Origin of the sequence: Ralstonia sp. OTU4908 (genome assembly GCF_038440115.1) — a bacterium.
Taxonomy (GTDB): Bacteria; Pseudomonadota; Gammaproteobacteria; order Burkholderiales; family Burkholderiaceae; genus Ralstonia; species Ralstonia pickettii.
The window spans coordinates 149,704-172,880 of sequence record NZ_JASATD010000010.1 but is presented as its reverse complement, the minus strand read 5'-3'; the positions used below and the strand labels follow the sequence as shown (position 1 = coordinate 172,880).

The following is a 23,177-nucleotide window of genomic DNA, read 5'->3' as shown; positions in this document are numbered from 1 at the left end:
TCCGCACCTTGCTTGCCGCCGGCCTCGTCAGCGCCGGCCTTGTTGCCCACGCTGCCGCACCCGCGCCATTACATCTCGAGGTCTACAATCCCGGCGCCAAGGGCGTCTTCCCCGTGTCGTCGGAAATCATCACCGGCGCACACGAGGCGATCCTGATCGACGCGCAGTTCCAGCGCAGCGATGCGGAAGCCCTCGTGCAGAAACTCAAGGCCAGCGGCAAGACGCTCACCACGGTCTACATCAGCCAGAGCGATCCGGATTATTACTTCGGGCTGGATGTCTTCCGCGCGGCCTTCCCGAAAGCGAAGATCGTGGCCACACCGCAGACCGTGGCCGCCATCAAGGCTTCGATGAACGGCAAGCTCGCCTATTGGGGCCCGATCCTGAAGGACAACGCGCCCAAGGCGCTCGTGCTGCCCGATGTGCTGCACGCCGACCACCTGGCGCTGGAAGGCCGCACCATCGAGATCAAGGGACTGAACGGCCCGGACGCGGCACGCACGTATCTGTGGATTCCGTCGATCAAGACCGTGGCCGGCGGCGTGGTGGTCAACAGCGGCGACCACGTTTGGGTGGCCGACACGCAGACGCACGAATCGCGCCTGGGCTGGTTGCAGACGCTGGACAACATCACAGCGCTCAAGCCGACGACCGTGGTGCCTGGTCACTTCACGGGTGCAATGCCAAAGGGGCTGGACGCGGTACGCTTTACCGCGGATTACCTGAAAACCTTCGAGGTACAGGCCGCCAAGGCGAACAACTCTGCGGAGCTGATCAAGGCGATGAAGGCGGCCTATCCAACGCTGGCCGGCGATGCATCGCTGGAGCTGAGCGCCAAGGTCATCAAGGGCGAAATGAAGTGGCCGCAGTAAGCTGGCCCGACCCAGAGGAAACAACATGACGACGTTGCATTACATCTACGACCCGCTGTGCGGTTGGTGCTATGGCGCCGCGCCGCTGGTGGAAGCCGCGCGCACGGTGCCCGGCCTCACGATCGCCTTCCACGGCGGCGGCATGCTTGCCGGCCCGAACCGCCGTACGGTCACGCCCCAATGGCGCGACTACGTGATGCCGCACGACCACCGCATTGCCGAGTTGACCGGCCAGCCCTTCGGCGAGACGTACTTTGAAGGCCTGTTGCGCGACACCACGGCGGTGATGGATTCGGAGCCGCCCATTACCGCCGTGCTTGCAGCGCAGGCGCTCGGCGGCCGCGGGCTGGACATGATCCATCGCGTTCAACGTGCGCACTACGAAGAAGGCCGGCGCATTACCGATGTGCCGGTACTGCGCGAGCTTGCAGCGGAGATCGGCCTATCGCCCGAAGCATTCGATGCGGAATACGCGCGACAAACCGGTGCGCTCACGCAGCAGCACATCGCGCAAAGCCGACAGTGGCTCGATCGAGTGGGCGGTCAGGGTTTTCCGACGTTTGCGCTGGAAGATGTCGATGGCCAACTGGGCATCATCGACGTTGGTCCGTGGCTCGGCAAACCGGAACCCTGGGCCGAGGCGCTGACGCAGCACATCGGCGCGCCTGCCCCAATGAACCAAGCCGATGGCCCTGTCTGCGGGCCGGACGGCTGCGCATAACAACGTGGCGCTCAGCCTTTGAGCGCCCAGCGGCCGAGTTCGTCGTAGCGCGTTTTGCCTAGCCAGCTATGGATGAGAACGAACTCGCGCACGGTCCACGTGATGGGCTCGACCGCTTTCGGCGCAAAGCCGCCGCGGTCATACAACAGCGTGATGTGCGGCTTGAAATGCCCACGCGGCACCGGCACGGCGGCATGCTGGAGCGCCTCGCCCAGCGCCGCCTGAAACGCCATCAAACCGCCCACGCCCTCATCGCCCAGCAGCACAAACGGCCGATGATCGCGCCGGCCATGGAAGCTCACCACCTGGTTGAACGTGGCATCGAATGCCGGCAACGCGAGGCCGGCCGCTGCTGCACGCACACGCCCCACGACGTCGTCAGGCGGCAGATGAACGAAATCGCCCAGATGATGCAGCGTGACATGCAGGCGCTCCGTACGCAGCGCCTTGCCCTTGAAACCCACGACGGGCCGCAATTGCTGGATCAGCCGCGCGATGCGCTCGGCGGTATCCACGTCAGGCTTGATCGCCAGAAACAGGCGATGCGCGGGCAATTGCGGGGTGGCTTCGAATCCGGGAAGAGTGAGCTGGGTCACGGCAGGGTCGTCAAACGCCGGGCTGGCGATCCACCCATTATCGACGCCCGCATGACGTCCCGCTGAAAGTCGTGTTGCTCGCATCAAAAACAACGCCCGGCGGTGTGAACCTGCCGGGCGTGGTCTTTTGAGTGTGATGCGGCGATCAGATATCGAAGAACACTGTCTCCGCGCCGCCATCCGGCGTGTCTTGCAAGCGTACGTCGAAGGTGTAGACCACCTCGCCGTTACGCTCGCTGCGCTGGGCGATCAGCGTCTTGCGGCGCACTTCCCACTCGATGCCATTCAGCACCGGGTCCGTGCCGTTGGCTGCGGCCTCATCGCTGAAGTACACGCGCGTATGCAGGCCGAGGTTGATGCCGCGCGCAAACAGGATCATGCAGATGTGCGGTGCCTGCGTGGTACCGCTGCGGCCGGCCACGGCGCCCGGCTTGATGGTATCGAAACGATAGACGCCCGTATCGAAATCCGCCCCGGCGCGGCCCCAGCCACGGAATGCCGGGTCGACAGGTTTGTCTTGCCGATCTGCAGGATGCGCGTATTTGCCGTCGGCATTGGCTTGCCAGATCTCGATCAGCACATCGCGCACGAGCGAGCCGGAGCCATCGTAGACGCGGCCTTCCAGCGCGATGCGTTCGCCGCGCGTGGCGGGCGTGGTCAGGACGCTGCCGAATTCCTTGTCGTAGATGTCGAAGCCGGCCTGGCGCGGTGCAAGGCCAATGTGCACGTAGGGGCCGCCCGTCTGCGAAGCGGTCTCGTTGAAATGCGCGAACGGCGGCGTTGTCGTCATGGCCGTTGCCTGGGCACGTTCGAGCGATTCACGCAGTGTGGTCGTGGTCATCACTTGGCTCCTTGCAGGGCGGGCACGGCGTTTTCGAAATGCGTGGCACGGCGGCCGCGCAAGGTGATGTCGAAGCGGTAGCAGCGGCTGTCGAGCGGCACGTGGTTCGCCGTGTCGTGCAGCGCGATCAGACCACGCACCTGCTCTTCGCTCGGGATGGTCTTGATGATCGGGCACTGCGCGATCATCGGATCGCCCTCGAAGTACATCTGCGTGATCAGGCGCTGGGCCCAGCCATCGCCCGAGAGCGAGTAATGGATGTGCGACGGGCGCCAATCATTGATGCGATTACGCCACGGATACGGGCCGGGCTTGATGGTGCGATAGACATAGTAGCCATTGGCGTCCGTCAGCATGCGGCCGCAGCCGCCAAAGTTTGGGTCGATCGGCGCGATGTACTGGTCTTTCTTGTGGCGGTAGCGGCCGCCGGCGTTGGCCTGCCACACCTCCACCAGCGCGTTCGGCACGGGGCGGCCGAACTCGTCACGCACGTAGCCGTGGACGATGATGCGCTCGCCGATCGGCAGGCCTTCCTTGGCGTAGTTGAGGATCAGGTCGTTGTCGAGCGCGCCCAGGTCGTCGGCGTGGAACACCGGTGCGGTGGTCTCGGACAGCGTATTCAGGGTGGAGATGAGCGCGTTGCGCGGCGAGCGCAGCACGCTGGTCTTGTAGCCGGGGGTCAGTGCGGGCGGATGCTGCGCGGTGTCGCGCTGGGCGAATTCGCCGGTGCCGGAAAGCGGCAGGGTCATGGGGCGTCTCCTTATGAAATCGTGCAGAGACTGTATCGCCGACAAAAAGTGAAGTAAATTGACTTCTTATCGGAAAATCGATAACCACCCGTTATGGAAAGAGCTTTCTCAGCGGATTTGCCGTCCCGCATCCGGTTTCGCCATCTGAGCTGCTTTGTCGCCATCGCGCAGGAGCGCAACCTGCGGCGCGCCGCCGAGCGGTTGCATCTGAGCCAGCCGGCGGTGTCGAAAACGCTCGGTGAGCTGGAGGCGCTGGCGGGTGTGCAGCTCGTGGAGCGTGGCCGGCAAGGCGCACGGCTCACCGCGGCCGGCGAGCAATTCCTGCGACATGCAGTGGGCGTGACGCAGGCGCTGGAATCGGCCACCGCGGCGCTGATGGGGTCGACGGACGCTTCCGCGCCGGTCGTACATGTGGGCGCCCTGCCGACGGTGGCCAGCAGCCTGCTACCCCAGGCGATTGCCCATTTGCACGCGCAGCGCCCGCATGCCGGCGTGCGGTTGCGTACCGGCACCAATGTCGAGCTGCTGACCGCGCTCAAGGCCGGCGAACTCGATTTCATCGTCGGGCGCATGGCCGAGCCGGATCGCATGCAGGGGCTGACGTTCGAACTGTTGTATGCCGAGCCGCTGGCGCTGGTCGTGCGGCCCGGGCATCCGCTCCTGACGCAGCCAGGAGCATCAGCTTCGTTGCAGGCGGTGCTGGAATATCCGCTGGTGATCGCCATGCAGGGCACGGTGCCGCGCCACCACACCGAGGCGCTGTTCCAGACGCACGGGCTGCGCTTGCCGGCGGGCGTGACGGAAACGCTCTCGGTGTCCGTCGCACGGTTGCTGGCGTGCCGGTCCGACGCGGTGTGGATCACCCCCGAGCGCGCAGCGGGCGACGACATGGCGCATGGTCAACTTGCCCGTCTGGACATTGCCACGTCGGGCACCAAGGAACCCGTCGGCCTGCTGCGCAGAAGCGCCGCCACGCCCAGCGAACTGGCCAGCGCGTTCATGGAACTGCTGACCGAGCTGGCGCAGACGCCCGACTGAGCCGCCCTGCGCTCAAAAAAAATGCCGACCCCATGGCCGGCATTTTTTATTTCGACGCGCAGATCAGCGGTGTGCCATCTCCACGTCATCGGCAGCATCGAAGACACTGCGATCGGTCTGCCCCAGCAACTGGCTGGTGATCGTCCCGGCGGTCATCGAGCCATTGACGTTGAGCGCGGTACGGCCCATGTCGATCAGCGGTTCGATGGAGATCAGCAGTGCCACGAGCGTCACCGGCAAGCCCATCGCCGGCAGCACGATCAACGCTGCAAACGTGGCGCCGCCGCCCACACCCGCCACGCCGACCGAGCTGAGCGTGACCACCGCCACGAGCGTTGCAATCCATACAGGATCGAACGGGTTGATGCCCACCGTGGGCGCCACCATCACTGCCAGCATGGCGGGATACAGGCCTGCGCAGCCGTTCTGGCCAATGGTCGTGCCAAACGATGCAGCTAAGCTGGCGATCGACTCCGGCACGCCGATGCGCCGCGTCTGCGCCTCGATGCTCAGCGGAATGGTGGCCGCACTCGACCGGCTCGTGAACGCGAACGACAGCGCCGGCCAGACCTTGCGGAAGAAGCGAAGCGGATTGATGCCGTTGAGCGTCAGCAGCACGGCATGCACGCCAAACATGATCGCCAGGCCCAGGTAAGACGCCACCACGAAACCGCCGAGCTTGATGATGTCCTGCACGTTGGACACGGCTACCACATTCGTCATCAGCGCCAGCACGCCGTAAGGGGTCAAGCGAATGACGAGCCGCACAAGCTTCATCACCCAGGCCTGCGCGGTGTCGATGGCGGTCAGCACGCGCTCGCCTTTTACCGCATCATCCTTCAGCAGGTTCAACGCAGCCACGCCCAGGAACGCCGCGAAGATCACCACGCCGATGATGGACGTGGGCTTGGCGCCGGTCAGCTCGGCAAAGGGGTTCTTCGGAATGAAGGACTGCACCAGCTGCGGCACCGACAGGTCGGCCACCTTGCCGACATAGTTGTCCTGGATGGCGGTCAACCGGGCGGTTTCCTGCGCGCCCTGCACCAGTCCTTGCGCCGTCAGCCCAAACAGGTGCGTGACGAACACGCCGACCAGCGCTGAAATGAGCGTTGTGAGCAGCAACGTGCCGATCGTCAGCACGCTGATCTTGCCGAGCGACGCCGTGCTGTTGAGCTTGGCCACCGAGTTCAGCACTGACACCAGCACGAGCGGCATGACGATCATCTGCAGCAACTGAATGTAGCCGCCGCCAACGATGCTGAACCAAGAGATCGACTGCTTGAGCGTCGCGCTGTCGGCGCCATAGATCAGGTGCAGCGCCAGTCCGAACAGGATACCGAGCACCATGCCCAGCAGCACACGCTTGGCAAGACTCCAGCTCGCGTTCACACGGCCGAGAGCGATCAGGATGACGACGAACGTCGCGATATTGAGTAAAAGCGGAAGGTTCATGTTGCTTGGATGCCGCACGCAGCGATCGAAAATCGAGCGGGCATCTTACGCCAGTTGCACGAAGGTTGCCGAGGCATGGAACGGGTGGCGCCAACCTGATCTGCTTCACAACGGGCCGCGGGTCCACCTACGGCTGCAAGCCGGTGCCCTCATTGAAGCTTGCGACCAACAGCACGCTCTATCGGCACATGGAACTCGACATGGACTACGACTGCGGCGGCATCGTCGACGGCCGCCTGAGCATCGCGCAAGCCGGCGAGGCGCTGTTCCAGCTGATGCTGGCCGCTGCCTCCGGCACGCGCACCAAGAGCGAACTCAATGGTTTGGGCGACAACGAGTTCGTGCCGTGGCAGCTTGGCGCGGTGATGTAAGTCGTGTGTTGAGGACGCCTCAGGGCAACGTGGCACGCAACATCAAGAGCAATCCTGCCCCGACGGCAGCAGCGCCAATACAGCGGGCCACGCGCTGCCCCGCAGGCGCCAAGCGCTCGAGCGTAATCGCCGCTGACACGGCCACCATTGCACGCACGTCCATCACGCCGGTCACCAACAGGATGGCCGTCAGGCCGGCGCACGAAGCGGCACAGCGCACGCCAAGATCCAAGCCAAATCGCCATGCACAGCCAGGCGCCTGAGCTACGCGGCACCATGCACGCTGGCGCGCCTTCCATGCGCTGAACTGCAGTGCGCCCGCCGCAAGAACCACCGCGCCTCTGGCAAGCGGCGCCACGCGTGCCACAACAGGCCATGTCATTTCGAACTGTGCCAACGCCGCGCCCAGCGCAAAGACCATCACGCCGATCAGCGTCCATACCGCGAAGTATCCCGCGCCTGCCAACGCCGTCTGCGTATCAACGTTCGGTTTGCCTGCCAGGTGCAGCGCACCGCGATACTGCCGCAGCGTCGGCAGCAATGACGGCAGCATCATCGCGACCATCATCACCGTCCACATGCCAATGAAGGACGCAGCAAAGCTCCACCACGTCTGACCGCACATCGGCATCCAGGCCATCGGCATCTCCGTCATGGCCGGCATGGCATTGCACCATGCCACCGTCGCCGCCGTGCTGGCGATGAACAGCAATGCCGAGACAGCCAGAAAGCCGCGCTCGGACACGGCTTGCTCGTGTGACAGCTCAACGCTGCTGAGCGTATTCGTCATGGCGACGCCACCAGACACCGGTTTCGTTGCGGCCCAGCGGCGCGCGGTCCAGCCACTGGTATGCGCCCCACAAGCCGTCGAGCCCGCGCGCGTAGGTGGAATACGTGTGATACACGACGCCATCTTCCAGCACGAACGCGCTCATGCCGGGCCGGTCGCGCACGTAGGTGGGCGCATCGGTACCGCACATGCTGGCGAACTGCTGCACGGGTTCGGGCAAGTCGGATGCGTCCATGACGTGGCTGCCGCGCACGTAGTTGTAGTCGGCGCTGCCGGCGCGCTGCTGGTCTTCCGTGATCGAGACGTTGAAGTCGTAGTTGAAATCGCTGCCCACCGACGATACCCACGGAAAGCTCCAGCCCATCCGCCCCCGGTACTCCAGCAGCTTGGCCAACGGCCCACGCGACACCGCCATCAGCGTCACGTCGTGGTTCGCCAGATGCGTGACGAAGCCATCGAAGCCATCGGCAATCATCGAGCACGAGGGGCAGCCCGCCTTGTAGTCCGGCCCGAACATGAAGTGATAGACCAGCAGTTGCGAGCGGCCGCCAAACAGATCGGCCAGCGAGGCGCTGCCGTTCTCGGTTTCAAAGCGATAGCTTTTGTCGATGCGAACCCACGGCAGTGCCTGCCGGCGGCGCGCGAGTTCATCGCTGCGGCGCGTGAGTTCCTTCTCGGCCTTGAGCAATTCAATGCGCTCTGCCAGCCAGGTTGCGCGGGTTGCTGTCGGGTGTGTTGCACTCATGCTTGCCTCCGTTTTTGGGTGAGTGGTCGTGTGCTAGATTAGGCGCCGACCTCAAACGGCGGGAGTGACAAGTGTGGCGGGATTCGAATGGATTCATTGATCACGGCTGCGGCCCGCGCACTCGCCGCCGGTGACCCATTCGGAGCGCTGAACCGCGTCGCTCTGCGCGACGATGCCGCCGCGCTGGCTCTGCGTGGCATCGCCATGGCCCAGCTTGGCGACCTGGCACGCGCCAAGATCCTGCTGCGTCGCGCCGCCCGGTCTTTCGGCGCCCGCGAGGCCGTGGCACGCGCACGCTGCATCGTCGCGGAAGCCGAAGTCGCCCTCGCCTCGCGCGATCTGGGCTGGCCCGCCAAAACCCTGGACACCGCATGCGCCACGCTCGAGGCGCACGGCGACCACGTCAACGCCGCACACGCGCGGTATCTCAGCATCCGTCGCCTGCTGCTGATCGGCCGGCTGGACGATGCCGAAGCCGCGCTCGCCGCGCTGACGCCGGCGCATCTCCCTCCGGTCTTGCGAGCGGTACATGCGCTTGTCGTCGCCGGCATTGCCATCCGACGTTTGCAGACCGCTGCCGCACGGGCAGCCCTGAGCGATGCCGATCGCGCAGCACGCGAGGCCGGTATCCCGACGCTCAGCGCCGAAGTCGAACGCGCTGCCCTGGTCTTGAGCGCACCCGCTGCGCGGCTCATCTCGCGCGGCGAAGAGCGCGTGTTGCGCCTTGATGATGTCGAGGTCCTCTTTGCATCGGACGCGCTGGTGGTGGATGCATGCCGGCTTGCCGTGAGGCAGGCCGACACAGTCGTCTCGCTCGCCACGCGGCCCGTTCTGTTCACGCTGGCACGTGCACTTGCAGAGGCGTGGCCGGAAGACGTGCCCAGAGACAGCCTCATCGCGGGGGCATTCCGCTCCCGGCATCCCGACGAAACGCACCGCGTGCGCTTGCGCGTAGAGATCGGGCGTTTGCGCGCCGCGCTTGGTGCGCTGGGCACGGTCAAAGCGACCAAGCACGGATTTGCACTGCAACCCCACGCGACGCAAGACGTCGTTGTTCTCGCTCAGCCTGTCGACGAGCAATACGCCGCCGTGCTGGCGTGCCTCGCTGATGGGGAATCGTGGTCCAGCTCTGCATTGGCATTGGCGCTCGGCGCCAGCCAGCGCACCGTACAGCGCGCGCTCGACGCGTTGGCAGCCGCCGGCAAGGTGCAGTTCTTCGGACGCGGGCGCGCGCGCCGATGGGTGACGCCGCCGGTACCCGGATTCGCGACCATCTTGTTACTCCCCGCACCGCTGCCAAGTGACTAGGATGAAGACTCCACAACCGATTCCAGCGAGCCCAACATGAAGCGATTCACCGCCGAAGTCGTGCGCGAATACGGCCCCTTCCCTGGCGCAGAGAACGTCGGCGGCGTGACCTACGATGGTCAGCACGTCTGGTTTGCTGCCGGCGGTCAGCTGAAGGAACTCGACCCCGACAGCGGCAAGACGCAGCGCTCCATCGATGTACCGGCCCATGCCGGGACCGCGTTCGATGGGCGGCACCTGTTCCAGATTGCCGAAGACCGCATCCAGAAAATCGACCCGCAAACGGGCACCGTGCTCGCCACGATTCCGGCGCCGGGCGCGGGCGGAGACTCGGGCCTCGCCTGGGCCGAAGGCACGCTGTGGGTCGGCCACTACCGCGAGCGCAAGATCCGCCAGATCGATCCGGACACCGGCAAGGTATTGCGCACCATCGAATCCAACCGGTTCGTTACCGGCGTCACGTGGGTCGACGGTGAGCTTTGGCACGGCACTTGGGAAGGTGATACGAGCGAGCTGCGGCACATCGATCCGCAAACCGGTGAAGTGCTGGAGCAGCTTGACATGCCGGCCGGCATGAACGTGTCGGGTCTCGAGTCGGATGGCGCCGATCAGTTCTTCTGCGGCGGCGGAACCACCGGGAAGATTCGCGCGGTGCGACGCCCCCGCAAGCAGGCGGCATAGGCGCGCTACGGGGCTTTCGGCAGCGGTTGCCGTTTATGTGATGCCGCAGCAGATTCATCTGCTGCCGCAAGAGCCTCAGACGCTGCGGCAAAGTGCGTCTTGGACACCTTAATGTTGCTACGAAAAAAAACCCCGCAGTGCGGGGTTTTTTCTTGGCAGATGCGACCGATCAGATCGCTTCGATCTTCGTGGCAGCCGGGCCCTTTTGGCCAACGCCTGCAACGTAGCGCACCTTCTGACCCTCTTGGAGGGACTTGAACCCGTTGCCCTGAACTTCAGAGAAGTGAGCGAAGAGATCGTTGCCGCCTGCGTCCGGGGTGATGAAGCCGAAGCCCTTGGAGTCGTTGAACCACTTTACTGTGCCGGTTTCCATGTTGGATATCCTAAAAAGTTCTGCATGAGCCTGTGCTCACCAGGCACGACAATCAAGGAAGAAACATGGAGCAAAGGAAGCACCGCTTGGCGTGACAACCCAGAACATCGGAGTAACTGCTTGAAGATCCTGCGAGGATGGTTTCTACAGACATTTCAGACCCGCGTCAACAAATAATTAGATAATCTGTCACCATTGACCTACGCCGCACCCCACCGCTGAGTCAGCACGCCACAGTGGGCATGCGCTCTTGAGAGAACCATCGGCATGACACTCTGCTCGGCTTGCGCCGCAATCGAACTCCATAGACGCGGCGCGCCAGGCCATGCTTTGCTCAGAATCACCGACACGCAACGCATCAAATCGCCCTCCGCGCGCGCAATCACCGTCAGCACGTTCTCGTGTCCCACATGCGGTGCGCGATGGGTCTATCGCGACGAAAAGAACGTGGACAACCAAGGCTGGTCACTGGAGGCGTAGACGCCGTCCGGGGTAGCTTTTTGGCAGACACTGGATAGCCAACTATAAGGACGAAAAAAAGCCCGCATAACGCGGGCTTCTTCTGACTTGGGAGGTGAACCTCACTCCCACTCAATCGTCGCAGGCGGCTTGCCCGACACGTCGTACACGACGCGGCTCAAACCACGCACCTCGTTAATGATGCGGTTCGACACGCGGCCCAGCAGCGTGTACGGCAGATGCGCCCAATGTGCGGTCATGAAGTCGGTGGTCTGCACGGCACGCAGCGCTGTCACGTAGTCGTATGTGCGGCCATCGCCCATCACGCCGACGGACTTGATCGGCAGGAACACCGCAAACGCCTGGCTGGTCAGGTCGTACCAGCTCTTGCCAACATCGCCTTCGCCGCACAGGCCGGCGGCCGCATCCTGCGCCGTGGCCTTCGTGCCGCGCAGCTCTTCGATGAAGATCGCATCGGCACGGCGCAGCAGGTCTGCATATTCACGCTTGACCTCACCCAGAATGCGCACGCCCAGGCCAGGCCCCGGGAACGGGTGGCGATACACCATCTCGTGCGGCAGGCCCAGCGCCACACCCAGCTCGCGCACTTCATCCTTGAACAGGTCGCGCAGCGGCTCGAGCAACTTCAGGCCGAGCGTTTCCGGCAGGCCGCCCACGTTGTGGTGGCTCTTGATCGTCGTTGCCTTCTTGGTCTTGGTGCCGCCCGATTCCACCACGTCCGGGTAGATCGTGCCTTGCGCCAGCCACTTGGCGTTGCTGAGTTTCTTGGCTTCCGCCTGGAATACCTCAACGAACTCGCGGCCGATGATCTTGCGCTTGGCTTCGGGGTCAGTCACGCCAGCCAGATGGCCAAGGAACTGCTCGGACGCATCCACGTGCACGACCTTGGCGTGCAGGCGGCCGGCGAACATGTCCATCACCATCTTGCCTTCGTCCAGACGCAGCAGCCCGTGGTCGACAAACACGCAGGTCAGCTGGTCGCCAATGGCACGGTGGATCAATGCTGCAGCCACCGACGAATCGACGCCGCCCGACAGGCCGAGGATCACCTCTTCATCGCCCACCTGCTCGCGAATGCGCTCGACGGCTTCCTCGATGTGGTCGCGCATGATCCAGTCCGGCTTGGCACCGGCGATCTCCAGCACGAAGCGCTCGAGCATCGCGCGGCCCTGCACGGTGTGCGTGACTTCCGGGTGGAACTGCACGGCGTAGTAGCCGCGCGCCTCGTCGGCCATGCCGGCAATCGGGCAGCTCGGCGTCGAGGCCAGCAGCTTGAAGCCCGGGGGCAGCTCGGCAACCTTGTCGCCGTGGCTCATCCACACCTTGAGCATGCCGTGGCCTTCCGGCGTGGCGAAGTCCTGGATGTCCTTGAGCAGGCGGGTGTGGCCATGGGCGCGCACTTCGGCGTAACCGAATTCGCGGTGGTCGCTCCACTCCACCTTGCCGCCCAGCTGCACGGCCATGGTCTGCATGCCGTAGCAGATGCCGAGCACCGGCACGCCCAGGTCCCACACGGCCTGCGGGGCGCGCAGTTGATGATCTTCGTACGTGCTGGCGTGGCTGCCGGACAGGATGATCGCCTTGGGCGCGAAGTCGCGCACGAAGGCGTCGGACACGTCGTTCGGATGGATTTCGCAATAGACGTGTGCTTCACGCACCCGTCGCGCAATCAGTTGCGTGACCTGCGAGCCGAAATCAAGGATGAGGACTTTGTCGTGCATGTTCTGGAGGAATGGAATCGGCAATCGTGTCGACTTCAGTGCCGGGGCCGTAGCCCGGAGGCGGCATGTAGCCAGGTTCTTTGCGCTGCGCCTTTTCTGCGCGTTCGCGTTCGCGCGCAGCCGCGGCGTCTTCGCGGGCCTTCTGTGCGCGCACGCGCTCGTTGGTGCGCACGCGGCGCGAGGCGGGAATCTGCACGGCGGAAAACGCCGCCAGCACCGCGGCAAACGTGGGCAGCCAGATGCGGCCGGCGCCGTCCACCGGCAGGTGGAAGAACAGCAGCCAGGCAATCACCAGCACGGCAACAGCCAGGTTCACATGACCGACCACCTGTGCGACGGCGGTGGTCAATTGCCCGTTGACGGTGGCGTGCCACAGCAGCCAGGCCACGCCAATCAGCGTGACGCCGAGCAGTTGGCCGTACATCGCCGGCTCCGGCTGCGGCAATTGCAGCGCGCCGAAGATGGACGTCAGGGGTGAAGCCAGCAGGACGAGACCGACGCACAGTGCGACAGCCGCATCCAGAAACAGAACGAGTCGCAAAAGCGCTTTCATCATCGTCTCCAGTTGCGGGCGGCCGCCCGTGCTTCGGCCACCGGTTGATTCAGCCGGGGCACCCGCGCGCCCCGGCGGCAGTACTGCTTGCCTTCTATCTTGTTTGCGAAGATCGACAAGCGATCAGTCGCGGTGATAGTTCGGCGCTTCCTTCGTGATCTGCACGTCGTGCACGTGCGATTCGTTCATGCCTGCGGCGGTGATCTCGACAAACTGGGCCTTCTCGTGCCATTCGGCAATCGAGGCGCACCCGCAGTAGCCCATCGACGAGCGAACGCCGCCCGTGAGTTGATGCACGATCGGCAACGCGGAGCCCTTGTAAGGCACGCGGCCCTCGATACCTTCGGGCACCAGCTTGTCAACGTTGGCGGTGTTGTCTTCCTGGAAGTAACGGTCGGCAGCGCCGTCCTTCATCGCGCCCACCGAGCCCATGCCGCGGTAGCTCTTGTACGAGCGCCCCTGGAACAGGAACACCTCACCCGGCGATTCGTCCGTGCCGGCAAACATGCCGCCCATCATCACGGTGTGTGCGCCCGCAGCCAGTGCCTTGGCCACATCGCCCGAGTAGCGGATACCGCCGTCAGCGATGAGCGGCACGCCGGTGCCCTTCAGCGCCTCGGCCACATTCGACACGGCAAAGATCTGCGGCACGCCCACGCCGGCGACGATCCGCGTCGTGCAGATCGAACCCGGGCCAATGCCGACCTTGACGCCATCCGCGCCGTGGTCGACCAGCGCCCGGGCGGCGTCGCCCGTGGCGATGTTGCCGCCAATCACCTGCACCTGCGGGTAGTTGTCCTTGATCCAGCGCACGCGGTTCAGCACGCCCTGGCTGTGGCCATGCGCGGTATCGACGACGATGACGTCCACGCCGGCCTTGACCAGCAAATCGATACGCAGATCGTTATCCGGGCCCACGCCCACCGCCGCACCCACGCGCAGCGAACCGCGTTCGTCCTTCGACGCCAGCGGATATTCGGTGGCCTTCTGGATGTCCTTGACGGTGATCAGGCCGCGTAGCTCGAAAGCCTCGCCCACCACCAGCACACGCTCGAGGCGGTGCTTGTTCATCAGACGCTTGGCCTCTTCCAGCGAAGCGCCTTCCTTGACGGTGACGAGCTTCTCGCTCGGCGTCATCTTGGCGCGCACCGGGGCGTCCAGTTCTTCTTCGAAACGCAGATCGCGGTTGGTGATGATGCCCACCACCTTCTTGCCTTCCAGCACCGGGAAACCCGAGATGCCGTGCTGGGCCGACAGCGCCATCACGTCGCGGATCTTCATGTCCGGACCGATGGTGATCGGGTCGCGCAGCACGCCCGATTCAAAGCGCTTGACCTTGGCAACTTCGCGCGCTTGTTCTTCCGGCTTCAGGTTCTTGTGGACGATACCGATGCCACCTTGCTGCGCCATGGCGATGGCGAGCCGCGCTTCCGTAACCGTATCCATGGCGGCGGAGACGAGCGGAATGGCGAGTTCGATCGAACGGGTGAGCTTGGTGCGAAGGGACGTATCGCGGGGCAGGACGGCCGAGTAGGCCGGGACGAGCAGCACATCATCGAACGTGAGTGCTTTCTGGACAAGACGCATAGCAATTTCCTCTAGGCGCAAAATCGGATTATACGGGAATTCGCCCCACGGTTGTAGAGACCCGTGCTATGCTCGATAAATTTTTCTTCGCGCACGCATCTCCAGCGCCCTGCGCCGCCAGCGGCCGCGCAGAATTAGCCTCGTGAGTGTTCGAATGGGAATCGGCGTATTGTGCGCCCTGCTGGCCGGGGCGATGTGGGGCATGGTCTTTATTGCGCCCCGCGCGCTGCCCGCCTTTTCACCATGGGAACTGACCCTCGGCCGCTACCTCGCCTACGGCGTCATCGCTGCCATTGCCGCCGGCCCGATCCTTCCTCGCATTGCCCGCAAGATGACCCGCGCCGATTGCCTGGCGCTCGCCCGCCAATCCGGCAGCGGCAATCTTGTCTATTACGTACTTCTGGCTTTTGCCGTGCAACTGGCTGGAGTCGCGCCCACTTCGCTGATCATCGGCATCCTGCCCATCACCGTGACGGTGCTGGGGCGGCGCGACCACGGCGCCGTGCCGCTTTCCCGGCTGAGCTGGCCGCTGCTCGTGGTGGCAGCCGGCATCGTCTGCATCAACGTCGACCTGTTTGGCCATCAGGCCACTGCCGCGGCGGCCAATGTCCGGCCGATCTGGCAGCGCATTGCCGGCATCGCGTGCGCGGCCGGCGCGCTCTGCAGCTGGACGTGGTACGCCGTGGACAACGCCCGCCATCTGCAGCGCAATCCGCATTTCTCCAGCAACGAATGGTCAGCCCTGTACGGCATTTCGAGCGGCATGCTGTCGGCCGCGCTCGCGACAGCCGCGCTGCTCACGGTCGGCACAGGCTGGATGCATACCGGCGGACGTATCTGGGGCACGTTCTGGGCGGTCAACGCTGCTGTGGCGCTCGGCGCGTCGCTGATCGGCAACAACCTGTGGAACATCGCCTCGCGGCGCCTGCCGCTCACGCTGTCGGGCCAGATGATCGTGTTCGAGACGCTGTTTGCGCTGGCATATGGCTTTGTGTACGACGGCCGCTGGCCCCGCCCGCTCGAGATCGCCGCCATCGCCTTGCTGATCCTGGGCGTCGGCTGGTCGGTGCGCTTGCACGCCAACGACAAGTCTGCATAAACTGGGCGCCTTGCCGGGGGGCGAGTCGACAGGCCGAGCCAGGCCGTCGGCGTAGATTGGCGAGTGGCGCTCACGCCACCGGGCTCCCGTGCGCGTCGAGGGGCCGTCGTCGGGTCGGCCAGCGCGCCGTCGGCAGTCCACGAACGAGAACTTCATGAAACGACTGCACGTCCTGTTGCCTGCCACCGCCGCCCTGATCGCCCTTGCCTGCCCGATTGCCCAGGCGCAATGGGCCTGGCAATGGCGCGACGACAAAGGCCATATGGTCTACAGCGACGCCGCACCGCCGCCGTCGGTACCGCCTAGCCGCATCATCCGCAACCCGAACAGCCGCACGGCCACGGCCTACGAAGCGCTTTCCGCGCCGGCTTCGGGCGTCAAGGCAGCGGACCCAGGCGCGGCTGCCAAACCCGGCCAGCCAGCCTCGGGCGTCGCGGCCTCCAACCCCGACGAAGAGCTGCGCAAGCGCCTGGCCGACCGCGCCAAGAAGGAACAGGACGAAGCCAGGCAGGCAGAGGCGGCGCAGCGCAAGCAAGCCGAATGCGCACGCCTGCGCAACGAAACCACGTATATGCAGGATGGCCGCCGCGTCGGTTCGGTGCAACCGGACGGCTCGATCGCGTATTTGGATGACAACCAGCGTGCCGCCGCCGTGCAGCGCAATCAGGCAGCCCTGAGCGCCAACTGCAGCTGACGGAGCGTTATTCGAGGACGTCGTCTTTGGGCGGCGCCTCGTTGCGCAGCCACTTCAGGCCTTCGCGCGTGCCGGTGGCCCGCACTTTCTGCACGCGCCGCCGGCGAGCCGTTTTTGGATCGGCGATCAACGGGCCCAGGATTTCCACCCGATCACGCGCATGCAATGCGGCATCCGGCGTCTTGCGCTTGCCGTAAACGCCCAGCCTGCAGGTATCGATGGTCAGGTCCAAGCCGTGGAGCAAGCCCGACGCGCGCACTGCGTCGGCCACCGTCGCCTGCGCCGGCACTTGCACGTTGACGAGCCGCGGCGGCGTGACCGTCGCCACGCAGACCATCACGTCGATCACAGTGTTGGAATCAGGATTCGCCATACACCGTCTCAGCGCGTTTGACGAACGAATCGACGAAGGTGTTGGCAATCATGCTGAACACCGGGCCGATCAGCTTTTCCAGAATGACGCTGGAAAACTCGTAATGCAGATGGAAGTTGATCTTGCAGGCGTCCGCGCGCAGCGGCGTGAAGATCCAAAACCCGGTGAACGACTTGAAAGGCCCGTCAGCGAACGTCATATCAATGCGGGTGGGCCGCGTTTGTACGTTACGCGTGCGAAAGAACTGATGGATGCCTTTGAAGGCGATATCCACGCGCGCGTCGAGTGACGTTTCCGTCTGCTCGTAGATTTCCACGCCGCCGCACCATGGCAGGAAGTTCGGATAGTCTTTGACGTCGGTGACCAGGTCGAACATCTGTTCGGCCGAGTGGCCAATCAACACGGTTTTTTCAACGTCTGCCATGCGTGATCCGAAAGCTTTGCGCGCCGCGTCCCGGTTGGGATTGCGGCGGATTTGTTAAACTCGCCATTTTATCGCAGCGCATGCAGGGATCGTCACCCCAATGCGCGCACCGCATATTCCAACGTATGACCATCGCCGACAACAAGAAGGCCTTTTTCGATTATTTCATCGAAGAGCGCTACGAGGCAGGCATGGCTCTCGAGGGCTGGGAGGTGAAAGCCATCCGGGCCAACCGTGCGCAGATCAAGGAAGGTTACGTCGTCATCCGTAACGCCGAGCTGTTCCTGATCGGGGCCCATATCAGCCCGCTGCAATCGGCCTCCACGCATGTCCATCCGGACCCCGTGCGCACCCGCAAACTGCTGCTGCACGCCGAAGAGATCAAGAAGCTCATCGGCAAGGTCGAGCAGCGTGGCTACACGCTCGTTCCGCTCAACCTGCACTACACGCGCGGCCGCGTGAAGTGCGAAATCGGCCTCGCCAAGGGCAAGAAGCAGTTCGACAAGCGCGAAACCGAGAAGGACCGCGACTGGCAGCGCGAAAAAGCCCGCCTCATGCGCGAGAAGGCTTGAGCCCTCCCGCTCCGAACTTTACGCGCTCGGCCGCTGCTGCTTCACGATCGTCAACGCTGACGCAATCATCGTGCTCAGGTCGCCCATGTTCCCCGGCACGATGAGCGTGTTGCCCTGCTTGGCCAGGTTGCCGAACGCGCTCACATACTCTTCCGCCACTTTCAGGTTGACCGCATCGATGCCCCCTTCGGTGCGAATGGCGTGACCGATCTTCTGGATCGCCTGGGCGTTGGCTTCAGCCACCGCCAGGATCGCCGCCGCTTCACCCTGTGCCCTGTTGATGGCGGCCTGCTTTTCCCCTTCTGATTTCTGGATGGCGGCCTCCCGCGCACCGGATGCCAGGTTGATCTGCTCCTGGCGCTTGCCTTCAGATGCGGCGATCAGCGCACGCTTCTCACGCTCGGCCGTAATCTGCGCCTGCATGGCGTGCAGGATTTCCTTCGGCGGTGTCAGATCCTTGATCTCGTAGCGCAGCACCTTCACGCCCCAGTTCGATGCCGCCTCATCCAGCGCGTTGACCACGCTGTGGTTGATGAAGTCGCGCTCTTCAAACGTCTTGTCCAGCTCCAGCTTGCCGACGACCGAGCGCAGCGTCGTCTGCGCGAGTTGGGTGATGGCGATCACGAAGTTGCTGGAGCCATACGAAGCCCGCATCGGGTCGGTCACCTGGAAGTAGAGGATGCCGTCCACCTGCAGCTGCGTGTTGTCCTTGGTGATACAGATCTGGCTCGGCACGTCGAGCGGGATTTCCTTGAGCACGTGCTTGTAGGCAACGCGATCGACAAAGGGCAGCACGATATTCAGCCCCGGCGAGAGCGTCGCGTGATACTTGCCCAGCCGCTCCAGAATCCAGGCGTGCTGTTGCGGCACGATCTTGATGCCTTGTGCGATAAGCACGATGGCGGCAAACAGGACGATGAGCGCGAGAGTCCCCAGCTCGAACATAAAACCTCCGTGGTTGAGCTTGTTGGTTGTTTTGGCTACGAGTTGCGTGCTATTTGGGCGTGACGACGAGCACGTTGCCGCGCACTTCAACGATCCGGAATTCACCGACGGTAGCCGGCGCATTTGGCGCCAACTCGACGTCCCATGCGGCGCCGCGATATTGCACGCGTGCACGCCGCTCGGGTGACCAGGCATCGACGCGCAATGTCTCGCCGATATCCAGATTGACGTTGCGGTTGCGGGCGGCATTTTCGCGCGTCACACGCCCGTAGCGCGTACGCCGCAGCCCGACGATGCCGAACACCGCCACGATGGCGGCCACGATGGCCTGCGCAGGAAATGCAAGGCCGATCAGCGCGGCAAGACCGCCGGCAATCAGCCCAATCGCGACCATCAGCAGATAGAAGGTGCCCGTCATCAGCTCGCCGATGACGAGCAGCACGGCCAGCGAAAACCAGACGGTCTGAGCCGACATACTCCCTCTCCCTGAATCCCAGAAAAAAACCCCCGCGACGCTGTTCGTCTGCGGGGGCATGTCGCTCGGCCCCCGCCAGCGTTGGACGCCACCGGGCACTTCGCGTTCTTGTTGGCGCGCACCCGTCAGGATACGCGCCTTGTCTCACGACATTCGTTGCAACGCTCTAGTTCAAGCTCAAGCCGAACCGAGCTTCTGCCATGTGTCGACCACTGAATCCGGGTTCAGCGAGATCGACGAGATGCCTTCCTTCGCCAGCCACTCGGCAAAATCCGGGTGATCGGACGGGCCCTGACCGCAGATGCCGACGTATTTGTTCATCGACAGCGCCGTGGAGATGGCGCGCTGCAGCATGAACTTGACCGCCGGATCGCGCTCGTCGAAGTCCTTGGCCAGCAGCTCCATGCCGGAGTCGCGGTCCAGGCCGAGCGTGAGCTGCGTTAGGTCGTTCGAACCGATCGAGAAACCGTCGAAATGCTGCAGGAATTGCTCGGCCAGGATCGCGTTGGACGGCACTTCGCACATCATGATCAGGCGCAGGCCGTTCTCACCGCGCTTCAGGCCGTACTTGGCCAGCAGCTCGACAACCTTCTCAGCCTGGCCGAGCGTACGCACGAACGGCACCATCACTTCGACGTTGGTCAGGCCCATCTCGTCGCGCACGCGCTTCATGGCACGGCACTCCATCTCGAAGGCTTCTGCAAAGTCTTCGGCGATGTAGCGCGAGGCGCCGCGGAAGCCCAGCATCGGGTTTTCTTCGTCCGGCTCGTAGCGCGAACCGCCAATCAGCTTCTTGTACTCGTTGGACTTGAAGTCAGACAGGCGCACGATCACGGGCTTTGGATAGAAGGCCGCTGCGATGGTGGCAATGCCCTCGGCCAGCTTGTCGACGTAGAACGCGCGCGGGCTGGCATGGCCACGGGCCACGCTTTCCACGGCCTTCTTCAGGTCGCTGTCGACCTGCGGGTAGTCGAGAATCGCCTTCGGGTGAACGCCGATGTTGTTGTTGATGATGAATTCCAGACGGGCCAAGCCCACGCCACCGTTCGGAATCTGACAGAAATCGAACGCGAGCTGCGGGTTGCCGACGTTCATCATGATCTTGGTGCTGATCGTCGGCATTTCGCCGCGCTGGACTTCCGTGATTTCGGTTTCCAGCAGGCCGTCGTAGATCTTGCCTTCGTCGCCTTCGGCGCACGAAACCGTCACGAGCGTGCCGTCCTTCAGCAGGTCGGTCGCATCGCCGCAGCCGACCACCGCCGGCACACCCAGCTCACGCGCAATGATGGCCGCGTGGCAGGTCCGGCCACCACGGTTGGTGACGATGGCCGAGGCGCGTTTCATCACCGGTTCCCAGTTCGGGTCGGTCATGTCGGCAACCAGTACGTCGCCCGGCTGCACGCGTTCCATTTCAGCCGGATCGTTGATCACGCGCACCGGGCCCGTGCCGATCTTCTGGCCGATGGCACGGCCGGTGGTCAGCACCGGCGCCGAGCCCTTCAGGCGGAATCGTTGCTCGACCTTACCGTGTGCCTGGCTCTTCACCGTCTCCGGGCGAGCCTGGAGGATGTAGATCTTGCCGTCCTTGCCGTCCTTGCCCCACTCGATGTCCATCGGGCGGCCGTAGTGCTTCTCGATGATGACGGCGTACTTCGCCAGCTCCGCCACATCAGCATCGTTGATGGAGTAGCGGTTGCGGAGTTCGCCCGGGACGTCGACCGTCTTCACGCGGCCTTGTTCGCCCGGCGCGGTGAATTCCATCTTGATCAGCTTGGACCCGATCGAGCGGCGGATGATCGGGTACTTGCCGGCGGCCAGCGTCGGCTTGAAGACGTAAAACTCGTCAGGGTTCACGGCGCCCTGCACCACCGTTTCGCCCAGGCCGTAGCTGGAGGTGATGAAAACGACATCCTGGAAGCCCGATTCGGTGTCGATCGTGAACATCACGCCCGAGGCGCCGCAGTCCGAGCGGACCATGCGCTGGATGCCCGCCGACAGGGCGACCACGTCATGCGCGAAACCCTTGTGTACGCGATAGGAGATCGCGCGGTCGTTGTACAGCGACGCAAACACGTGCTTGATCTTATCGAGCACGTCGTCGATGCCGAGCACGTTGAGGTAGCTCTCCTGCTGGCCGGCAAACGACGCGTCCGGCAAATCTTCAGCTGTGGCCGACGAGCGCACCGCGAACGATGCCTCAGCGCCTTCGCGGGCGGACACGCGAGCGTACGACTCGCGAATCTCCTGCTCCAGACGCGGCTGGAACGGCGCGGTGGCGACCCATTCGCGGATCTCCTTGCCGGCGGCCGCCAGCGCCTTGACGTCGTCGACGTCGAGGCTGGCCAGACGCTGCGAGATGCGCTCGGTCAGGTTGTTGTGTGCAAGGAAATCGCGGAACGCCAGTGCCGTGGTGGCAAAACCGCCCGGAACGCGCACGCCGGCGCCATCCAGCTGGGAGATCATCTCGCCCAGCGAAGCGTTTTTACCGCCAACGACCTCGACATCGGTCATCCGCAATTGCTCGAACGGCAGCACATAGGCGCCGTCTTGCGACAGGTTAGTCATACAAGCCCCTAAACTAAGTGAAAAACCGGTCGGATGCGCACGGAGCGTTCTTCTTGTCGTCTGGCCGTACGAATCGCTTGGCTAAACCGTCCGGAAGCCATGCCAGGATTGCCGCTGCGGCAGCGCCTGGCAGGCGATTGGCCCGAATTGCTTAGCTAAACGATCGCCGCTATTCTACCGTGCCGCAGCACGATTTCCTGCCGGCTTGCTGGAAAAACCCCTCGTTTTCGATGACCGACCTCGCCTCCGCAACTCCCAACCGGACACCGTTCCGGACCGTTTTCATCGTGTCGGATGGCACCGGGATCACCGCAGAAACCTTCAGCCACTCGATCCTGGCGCAGTTTGAGATGAAATTCCGCCAGGTGCGGATCCCGTTTGTTGACACGATCGACAAGGCGCATGTTGCAGTCGCAAAGATCAACGAAGCATTTCATGCCGAAGGGGTGAGGCCGATCGTCTTCACCACGTTGGTGGATGCCGAGGCAAACGAGATCGTCCATCGGGCCAAGGCCACCATCCTGGACATGTTCCAGACCTTCATCGAGCCGCTCGAGAAGGAGCTGAACCTCAAGTCCACCCACGCCATCGGCCGCTTTCACCAGAACGCCGACACCGAGGCGTATAAAAACCGCATCGAAGCGATCAATTTTTCACTTGCCCATGATGATGGCCAGTCACACAAGAACCTGGCCGAGGCGGATGTGATTTTGGTGGGGGTGTCGCGCAGCGGCAAGACGCCGACCAGCCTGTATCTGGCGATGCAATACGGCGTGAAGTCGGCCAATTACCCGCTCATCCCGGACGATTTCGAGCGCGGGAAGCTGCCGTCGGTGCTGTATGACTACAAGAGCAAGATTTTTGGGCTGTCGATCGACCCGCAACGCTTGTCGGAAATCCGTAATGAACGTCGGCCGGGCAGCAAATATGCCGCGCTGGAAAACTGCCGCTACGAGATCAACGAAGCCGAAGCGATGATGCGACGCGAGGGCATCAAGTGGCTGTCGTCCACGCACAAGTCGATCGAGGAAATTGCCACGACGATCCTGCAGGACATCAAGATGGATCACAACAACTACTGAGCGTGGAATCGCCCCGCAAACAAAACGGCCGGCATTGCACCGGCCGTTTTGTTTTTCTGCCGGCGGGCGA

The 23,177-nt window shown here is 63.7% G+C and carries 25 protein-coding genes and 1 pseudogene; 11 read left to right on the top strand and 15 right to left on the bottom strand.

Annotated elements, in window-relative coordinates; genetic code table 11:
- On the top strand, nucleotides 1-872 hold an 872-nt coding region (locus AAHM38_RS11740; protein WP_342234285.1), incomplete at its 5' end, for an MBL fold metallo-hydrolase.
- A gap of 25 nt (nucleotides 873-897) precedes the next feature.
- Nucleotides 898-1,593, top strand: a complete 696-nt coding sequence (locus tag AAHM38_RS11735; protein WP_116575738.1) for a DsbA family protein — start codon at nucleotides 898-900, stop codon at nucleotides 1,591-1,593.
- 11 nt (nucleotides 1,594-1,604) lie between these two features.
- Here AAHM38_RS11735 and thpR read toward each other — a convergent pair whose 3' ends face one another.
- From thpR to pcaH, 3 genes are all read right to left on the bottom strand, one after another.
- The gene (thpR, locus tag AAHM38_RS11730) at nucleotides 1,605-2,273 is read right to left on the bottom strand and encodes an RNA 2',3'-cyclic phosphodiesterase (RefSeq protein ID WP_116575739.1); all 669 of its coding nucleotides are present in this window, start codon (nucleotides 2,271-2,273) and stop codon (nucleotides 1,605-1,607) included.
- A 61-nt stretch (nucleotides 2,274-2,334) separates the two neighbouring features.
- Entirely contained in the window at nucleotides 2,335-3,030 is a 696-nt protein-coding gene (pcaG, locus tag AAHM38_RS11725; RefSeq protein WP_004626744.1) for a protocatechuate 3,4-dioxygenase subunit alpha, read from the bottom strand.
- Complete coding sequence (gene pcaH, locus AAHM38_RS11720) at nucleotides 3,030-3,779, bottom strand: protocatechuate 3,4-dioxygenase subunit beta (RefSeq protein WP_004626742.1); 750 nt, start codon at nucleotides 3,777-3,779, stop codon at nucleotides 3,030-3,032. The genes pcaG and pcaH overlap by 1 nt, the downstream gene beginning before the upstream one ends.
- A 93-nt stretch (nucleotides 3,780-3,872) precedes the next feature.
- Between pcaH and pcaQ the strand changes: the two genes are divergently transcribed.
- Nucleotides 3,873-4,817 carry a pca operon transcription factor PcaQ gene (gene pcaQ, locus AAHM38_RS11715; RefSeq protein ID WP_116575740.1) on the top strand — a complete coding sequence of 315 codons (945 nt, stop codon included), beginning with the start codon at nucleotides 3,873-3,875 and terminating at the stop codon, nucleotides 4,815-4,817.
- Nucleotides 4,818-4,880: 63 nt separating this feature from the next.
- Here pcaQ and AAHM38_RS11710 read toward each other — a convergent pair whose 3' ends face one another.
- Nucleotides 4,881-6,269, bottom strand: coding sequence for an L-cystine transporter (locus tag AAHM38_RS11710; protein WP_116575741.1), 1,389 nt, complete (start codon nucleotides 6,267-6,269; stop codon nucleotides 4,881-4,883).
- Nucleotides 6,270-6,352: 83 nt separating this feature from the next.
- Here AAHM38_RS11710 and AAHM38_RS11705 point away from each other — a divergent pair.
- A pseudogene (locus AAHM38_RS11705) lies at nucleotides 6,353-6,640 on the top strand (hydrolase); the annotation flags it as partial.
- A gap of 19 nt (nucleotides 6,641-6,659) precedes the next feature.
- Here the strand turns inward: AAHM38_RS11705 and AAHM38_RS11700 are convergent.
- Nucleotides 6,660-7,430, bottom strand: a complete 771-nt coding sequence (locus AAHM38_RS11700; RefSeq protein WP_116575743.1) for a DUF2182 domain-containing protein — start codon at nucleotides 7,428-7,430, stop codon at nucleotides 6,660-6,662.
- Nucleotides 7,405-8,175 carry a DUF899 domain-containing protein gene (locus tag AAHM38_RS11695; RefSeq protein WP_116575744.1) on the bottom strand — a complete coding sequence of 257 codons (771 nt, stop codon included), beginning with the start codon at nucleotides 8,173-8,175 and terminating at the stop codon, nucleotides 7,405-7,407. Before AAHM38_RS11695 ends, AAHM38_RS11700 begins: the two co-directional genes overlap by 26 nt.
- Before the next feature lie 87 nt (nucleotides 8,176-8,262).
- Between AAHM38_RS11695 and AAHM38_RS11690 the strand changes: the two genes are divergently transcribed.
- The gene (locus AAHM38_RS11690; RefSeq protein ID WP_179817539.1) at nucleotides 8,263-9,483 is read left to right on the top strand and encodes a helix-turn-helix domain-containing protein; all 1,221 of its coding nucleotides are present in this window, start codon (nucleotides 8,263-8,265) and stop codon (nucleotides 9,481-9,483) included.
- A gap of 36 nt (nucleotides 9,484-9,519) precedes the next feature.
- Complete coding sequence (locus tag AAHM38_RS11685; RefSeq protein WP_116575746.1) at nucleotides 9,520-10,164, top strand: Vgb family protein; 645 nt, start codon at nucleotides 9,520-9,522, stop codon at nucleotides 10,162-10,164.
- Nucleotides 10,165-10,333: 169 nt separating this feature from the next.
- Here AAHM38_RS11685 and AAHM38_RS11680 read toward each other — a convergent pair whose 3' ends face one another.
- Nucleotides 10,334-10,537: a cold-shock protein gene (locus AAHM38_RS11680; protein ID WP_004626726.1), complete on the bottom strand. Its 204-nt coding sequence runs from the start codon at nucleotides 10,535-10,537 to the stop codon at nucleotides 10,334-10,336.
- Between the two features lie 267 nt (nucleotides 10,538-10,804).
- Here AAHM38_RS11680 and AAHM38_RS11675 point away from each other — a divergent pair, with 267 nt between their 5' ends.
- On the top strand, nucleotides 10,805-11,017 hold the full coding sequence (locus tag AAHM38_RS11675) for a hypothetical protein (RefSeq protein ID WP_080725209.1): 213 nt from the start codon (nucleotides 10,805-10,807) through the stop codon (nucleotides 11,015-11,017).
- Nucleotides 11,018-11,118: 101 nt separating this feature from the next.
- Here the strand turns inward: AAHM38_RS11675 and guaA are convergent, their stop codons facing one another.
- From guaA to guaB, 3 genes are all read right to left on the bottom strand, one after another.
- Nucleotides 11,119-12,738: a glutamine-hydrolyzing GMP synthase gene (gene guaA, locus AAHM38_RS11670; protein WP_116575747.1), complete on the bottom strand. Its 1,620-nt coding sequence runs from the start codon at nucleotides 12,736-12,738 to the stop codon at nucleotides 11,119-11,121.
- Nucleotides 12,713-13,291 carry a hypothetical protein gene (locus AAHM38_RS11665; RefSeq protein WP_116575748.1) on the bottom strand — a complete coding sequence of 193 codons (579 nt, stop codon included), beginning with the start codon at nucleotides 13,289-13,291 and terminating at the stop codon, nucleotides 12,713-12,715. Before AAHM38_RS11665 ends, guaA begins: the two co-directional genes overlap by 26 nt.
- 123 nt (nucleotides 13,292-13,414) lie before the next feature.
- Complete coding sequence (gene guaB / locus AAHM38_RS11660; RefSeq protein WP_009238214.1) at nucleotides 13,415-14,878, bottom strand: IMP dehydrogenase; 1,464 nt, start codon at nucleotides 14,876-14,878, stop codon at nucleotides 13,415-13,417.
- A 154-nt stretch (nucleotides 14,879-15,032) separates the two neighbouring features.
- Here guaB and AAHM38_RS11655 point away from each other — a divergent pair, with 154 nt between their 5' ends.
- Together AAHM38_RS11655 and AAHM38_RS11650 are read left to right on the top strand one after the other, a co-directional pair.
- Nucleotides 15,033-15,977: a DMT family transporter gene (locus AAHM38_RS11655; protein ID WP_116575749.1), complete on the top strand. Its 945-nt coding sequence runs from the start codon at nucleotides 15,033-15,035 to the stop codon at nucleotides 15,975-15,977.
- 154 nt (nucleotides 15,978-16,131) lie between these two features.
- Entirely contained in the window at nucleotides 16,132-16,671 is a 540-nt protein-coding gene (locus AAHM38_RS11650; RefSeq protein ID WP_012761915.1) for a DUF4124 domain-containing protein, read from the top strand.
- A gap of 7 nt (nucleotides 16,672-16,678) precedes the next feature.
- On the opposite strand, the gene AAHM38_RS11645 is transcribed toward AAHM38_RS11650, so the two are convergent.
- Both AAHM38_RS11645 and AAHM38_RS11640 read right to left on the bottom strand, forming a co-directional pair.
- The gene (locus AAHM38_RS11645; RefSeq protein WP_116575750.1) at nucleotides 16,679-17,044 is read right to left on the bottom strand and encodes an RnfH family protein; all 366 of its coding nucleotides are present in this window, start codon (nucleotides 17,042-17,044) and stop codon (nucleotides 16,679-16,681) included.
- Nucleotides 17,031-17,468 (bottom strand): type II toxin-antitoxin system RatA family toxin, encoded by a 438-nt coding sequence (locus tag AAHM38_RS11640; protein WP_116575751.1) that lies wholly within the window; start codon nucleotides 17,466-17,468, stop codon nucleotides 17,031-17,033. The genes AAHM38_RS11645 and AAHM38_RS11640 overlap by 14 nt, the downstream gene beginning before the upstream one ends.
- A 125-nt stretch (nucleotides 17,469-17,593) precedes the next feature.
- On the opposite strand from AAHM38_RS11640, the gene smpB reads away from it, so the two are divergent.
- Nucleotides 17,594-18,040 (top strand): SsrA-binding protein SmpB, encoded by a 447-nt coding sequence (smpB, locus tag AAHM38_RS11635; protein ID WP_012435465.1) that lies wholly within the window; start codon nucleotides 17,594-17,596, stop codon nucleotides 18,038-18,040.
- An 18-nt stretch (nucleotides 18,041-18,058) separates the two neighbouring features.
- Here the strand turns inward: smpB and AAHM38_RS11630 are convergent, their stop codons facing one another.
- From AAHM38_RS11630 to ppsA, 3 genes are all read right to left on the bottom strand, one after another.
- Nucleotides 18,059-18,985: an SPFH domain-containing protein gene (locus AAHM38_RS11630; protein ID WP_116575752.1), complete on the bottom strand. Its 927-nt coding sequence runs from the start codon at nucleotides 18,983-18,985 to the stop codon at nucleotides 18,059-18,061.
- A 49-nt stretch (nucleotides 18,986-19,034) separates the two neighbouring features.
- Nucleotides 19,035-19,460, bottom strand: a complete 426-nt coding sequence (locus AAHM38_RS11625; protein WP_009238220.1) for an NfeD family protein — start codon at nucleotides 19,458-19,460, stop codon at nucleotides 19,035-19,037.
- Nucleotides 19,461-19,637: 177 nt separating this feature from the next.
- The gene (gene ppsA / locus AAHM38_RS11620) at nucleotides 19,638-22,025 is read right to left on the bottom strand and encodes a phosphoenolpyruvate synthase (RefSeq protein ID WP_116575753.1); all 2,388 of its coding nucleotides are present in this window, start codon (nucleotides 22,023-22,025) and stop codon (nucleotides 19,638-19,640) included.
- Between the two features lie 230 nt (nucleotides 22,026-22,255).
- Between ppsA and ppsR the strand changes: the two genes are divergently transcribed.
- The gene (gene ppsR, locus AAHM38_RS11615) at nucleotides 22,256-23,107 is read left to right on the top strand and encodes a posphoenolpyruvate synthetase regulatory kinase/phosphorylase PpsR (RefSeq protein ID WP_012761910.1); all 852 of its coding nucleotides are present in this window, start codon (nucleotides 22,256-22,258) and stop codon (nucleotides 23,105-23,107) included.
- The last annotated feature ends 70 nt before the right edge of the window (nucleotides 23,108-23,177 follow it).

Coding starts and splice junctions, on each gene's coding strand:
- AAHM38_RS11640 (WP_116575751.1), bottom strand. CDS start 17,468: ATGGCAGACGTTGAAAAAACCGTGTTGATTGGCCACTCGGCCGAACAG.
- smpB (WP_012435465.1), top strand. CDS start 17,594: ATGACCATCGCCGACAACAAGAAGGCCTTTTTCGATTATTTCATCGAA.
- AAHM38_RS11655 (WP_116575749.1), top strand. CDS start 15,033: ATGGGAATCGGCGTATTGTGCGCCCTGCTGGCCGGGGCGATGTGGGGC.
- AAHM38_RS11690 (WP_179817539.1), top strand. CDS start 8,263: ATGGATTCATTGATCACGGCTGCGGCCCGCGCACTCGCCGCCGGTGAC.
- AAHM38_RS11700 (WP_116575743.1), bottom strand. CDS start 7,430: ATGACGAATACGCTCAGCAGCGTTGAGCTGTCACACGAGCAAGCCGTG.
- AAHM38_RS11645 (WP_116575750.1), bottom strand. CDS start 17,044: ATGGCGAATCCTGATTCCAACACTGTGATCGACGTGATGGTCTGCGTG.
- ppsA (WP_116575753.1), bottom strand. CDS start 22,025: ATGACTAACCTGTCGCAAGACGGCGCCTATGTGCTGCCGTTCGAGCAA.
- AAHM38_RS11685 (WP_116575746.1), top strand. CDS start 9,520: ATGAAGCGATTCACCGCCGAAGTCGTGCGCGAATACGGCCCCTTCCCT.
- AAHM38_RS11710 (WP_116575741.1), bottom strand. CDS start 6,269: ATGAACCTTCCGCTTTTACTCAATATCGCGACGTTCGTCGTCATCCTG.
- AAHM38_RS11695 (WP_116575744.1), bottom strand. CDS start 8,175: ATGAGTGCAACACACCCGACAGCAACCCGCGCAACCTGGCTGGCAGAG.
- AAHM38_RS11665 (WP_116575748.1), bottom strand. CDS start 13,291: ATGAAAGCGCTTTTGCGACTCGTTCTGTTTCTGGATGCGGCTGTCGCA.
- guaA (WP_116575747.1), bottom strand. CDS start 12,738: ATGCACGACAAAGTCCTCATCCTTGATTTCGGCTCGCAGGTCACGCAA.
- pcaH (WP_004626742.1), bottom strand. CDS start 3,779: ATGACCCTGCCGCTTTCCGGCACCGGCGAATTCGCCCAGCGCGACACC.
- AAHM38_RS11735 (WP_116575738.1), top strand. CDS start 898: ATGACGACGTTGCATTACATCTACGACCCGCTGTGCGGTTGGTGCTAT.
- thpR (WP_116575739.1), bottom strand. CDS start 2,273: ATGCGAGCAACACGACTTTCAGCGGGACGTCATGCGGGCGTCGATAAT.
- AAHM38_RS11630 (WP_116575752.1), bottom strand. CDS start 18,985: ATGTTCGAGCTGGGGACTCTCGCGCTCATCGTCCTGTTTGCCGCCATC.
- AAHM38_RS11650 (WP_012761915.1), top strand. CDS start 16,132: ATGAAACGACTGCACGTCCTGTTGCCTGCCACCGCCGCCCTGATCGCC.
- AAHM38_RS11625 (WP_009238220.1), bottom strand. CDS start 19,460: ATGTCGGCTCAGACCGTCTGGTTTTCGCTGGCCGTGCTGCTCGTCATC.
- pcaQ (WP_116575740.1), top strand. CDS start 3,873: ATGGAAAGAGCTTTCTCAGCGGATTTGCCGTCCCGCATCCGGTTTCGC.
- AAHM38_RS11680 (WP_004626726.1), bottom strand. CDS start 10,537: ATGGAAACCGGCACAGTAAAGTGGTTCAACGACTCCAAGGGCTTCGGC.
- pcaG (WP_004626744.1), bottom strand. CDS start 3,030: ATGACCACGACCACACTGCGTGAATCGCTCGAACGTGCCCAGGCAACG.
- AAHM38_RS11675 (WP_080725209.1), top strand. CDS start 10,805: ATGACACTCTGCTCGGCTTGCGCCGCAATCGAACTCCATAGACGCGGC.
- guaB (WP_009238214.1), bottom strand. CDS start 14,878: ATGCGTCTTGTCCAGAAAGCACTCACGTTCGATGATGTGCTGCTCGTC.
- ppsR (WP_012761910.1), top strand. CDS start 22,256: ATGACCGACCTCGCCTCCGCAACTCCCAACCGGACACCGTTCCGGACC.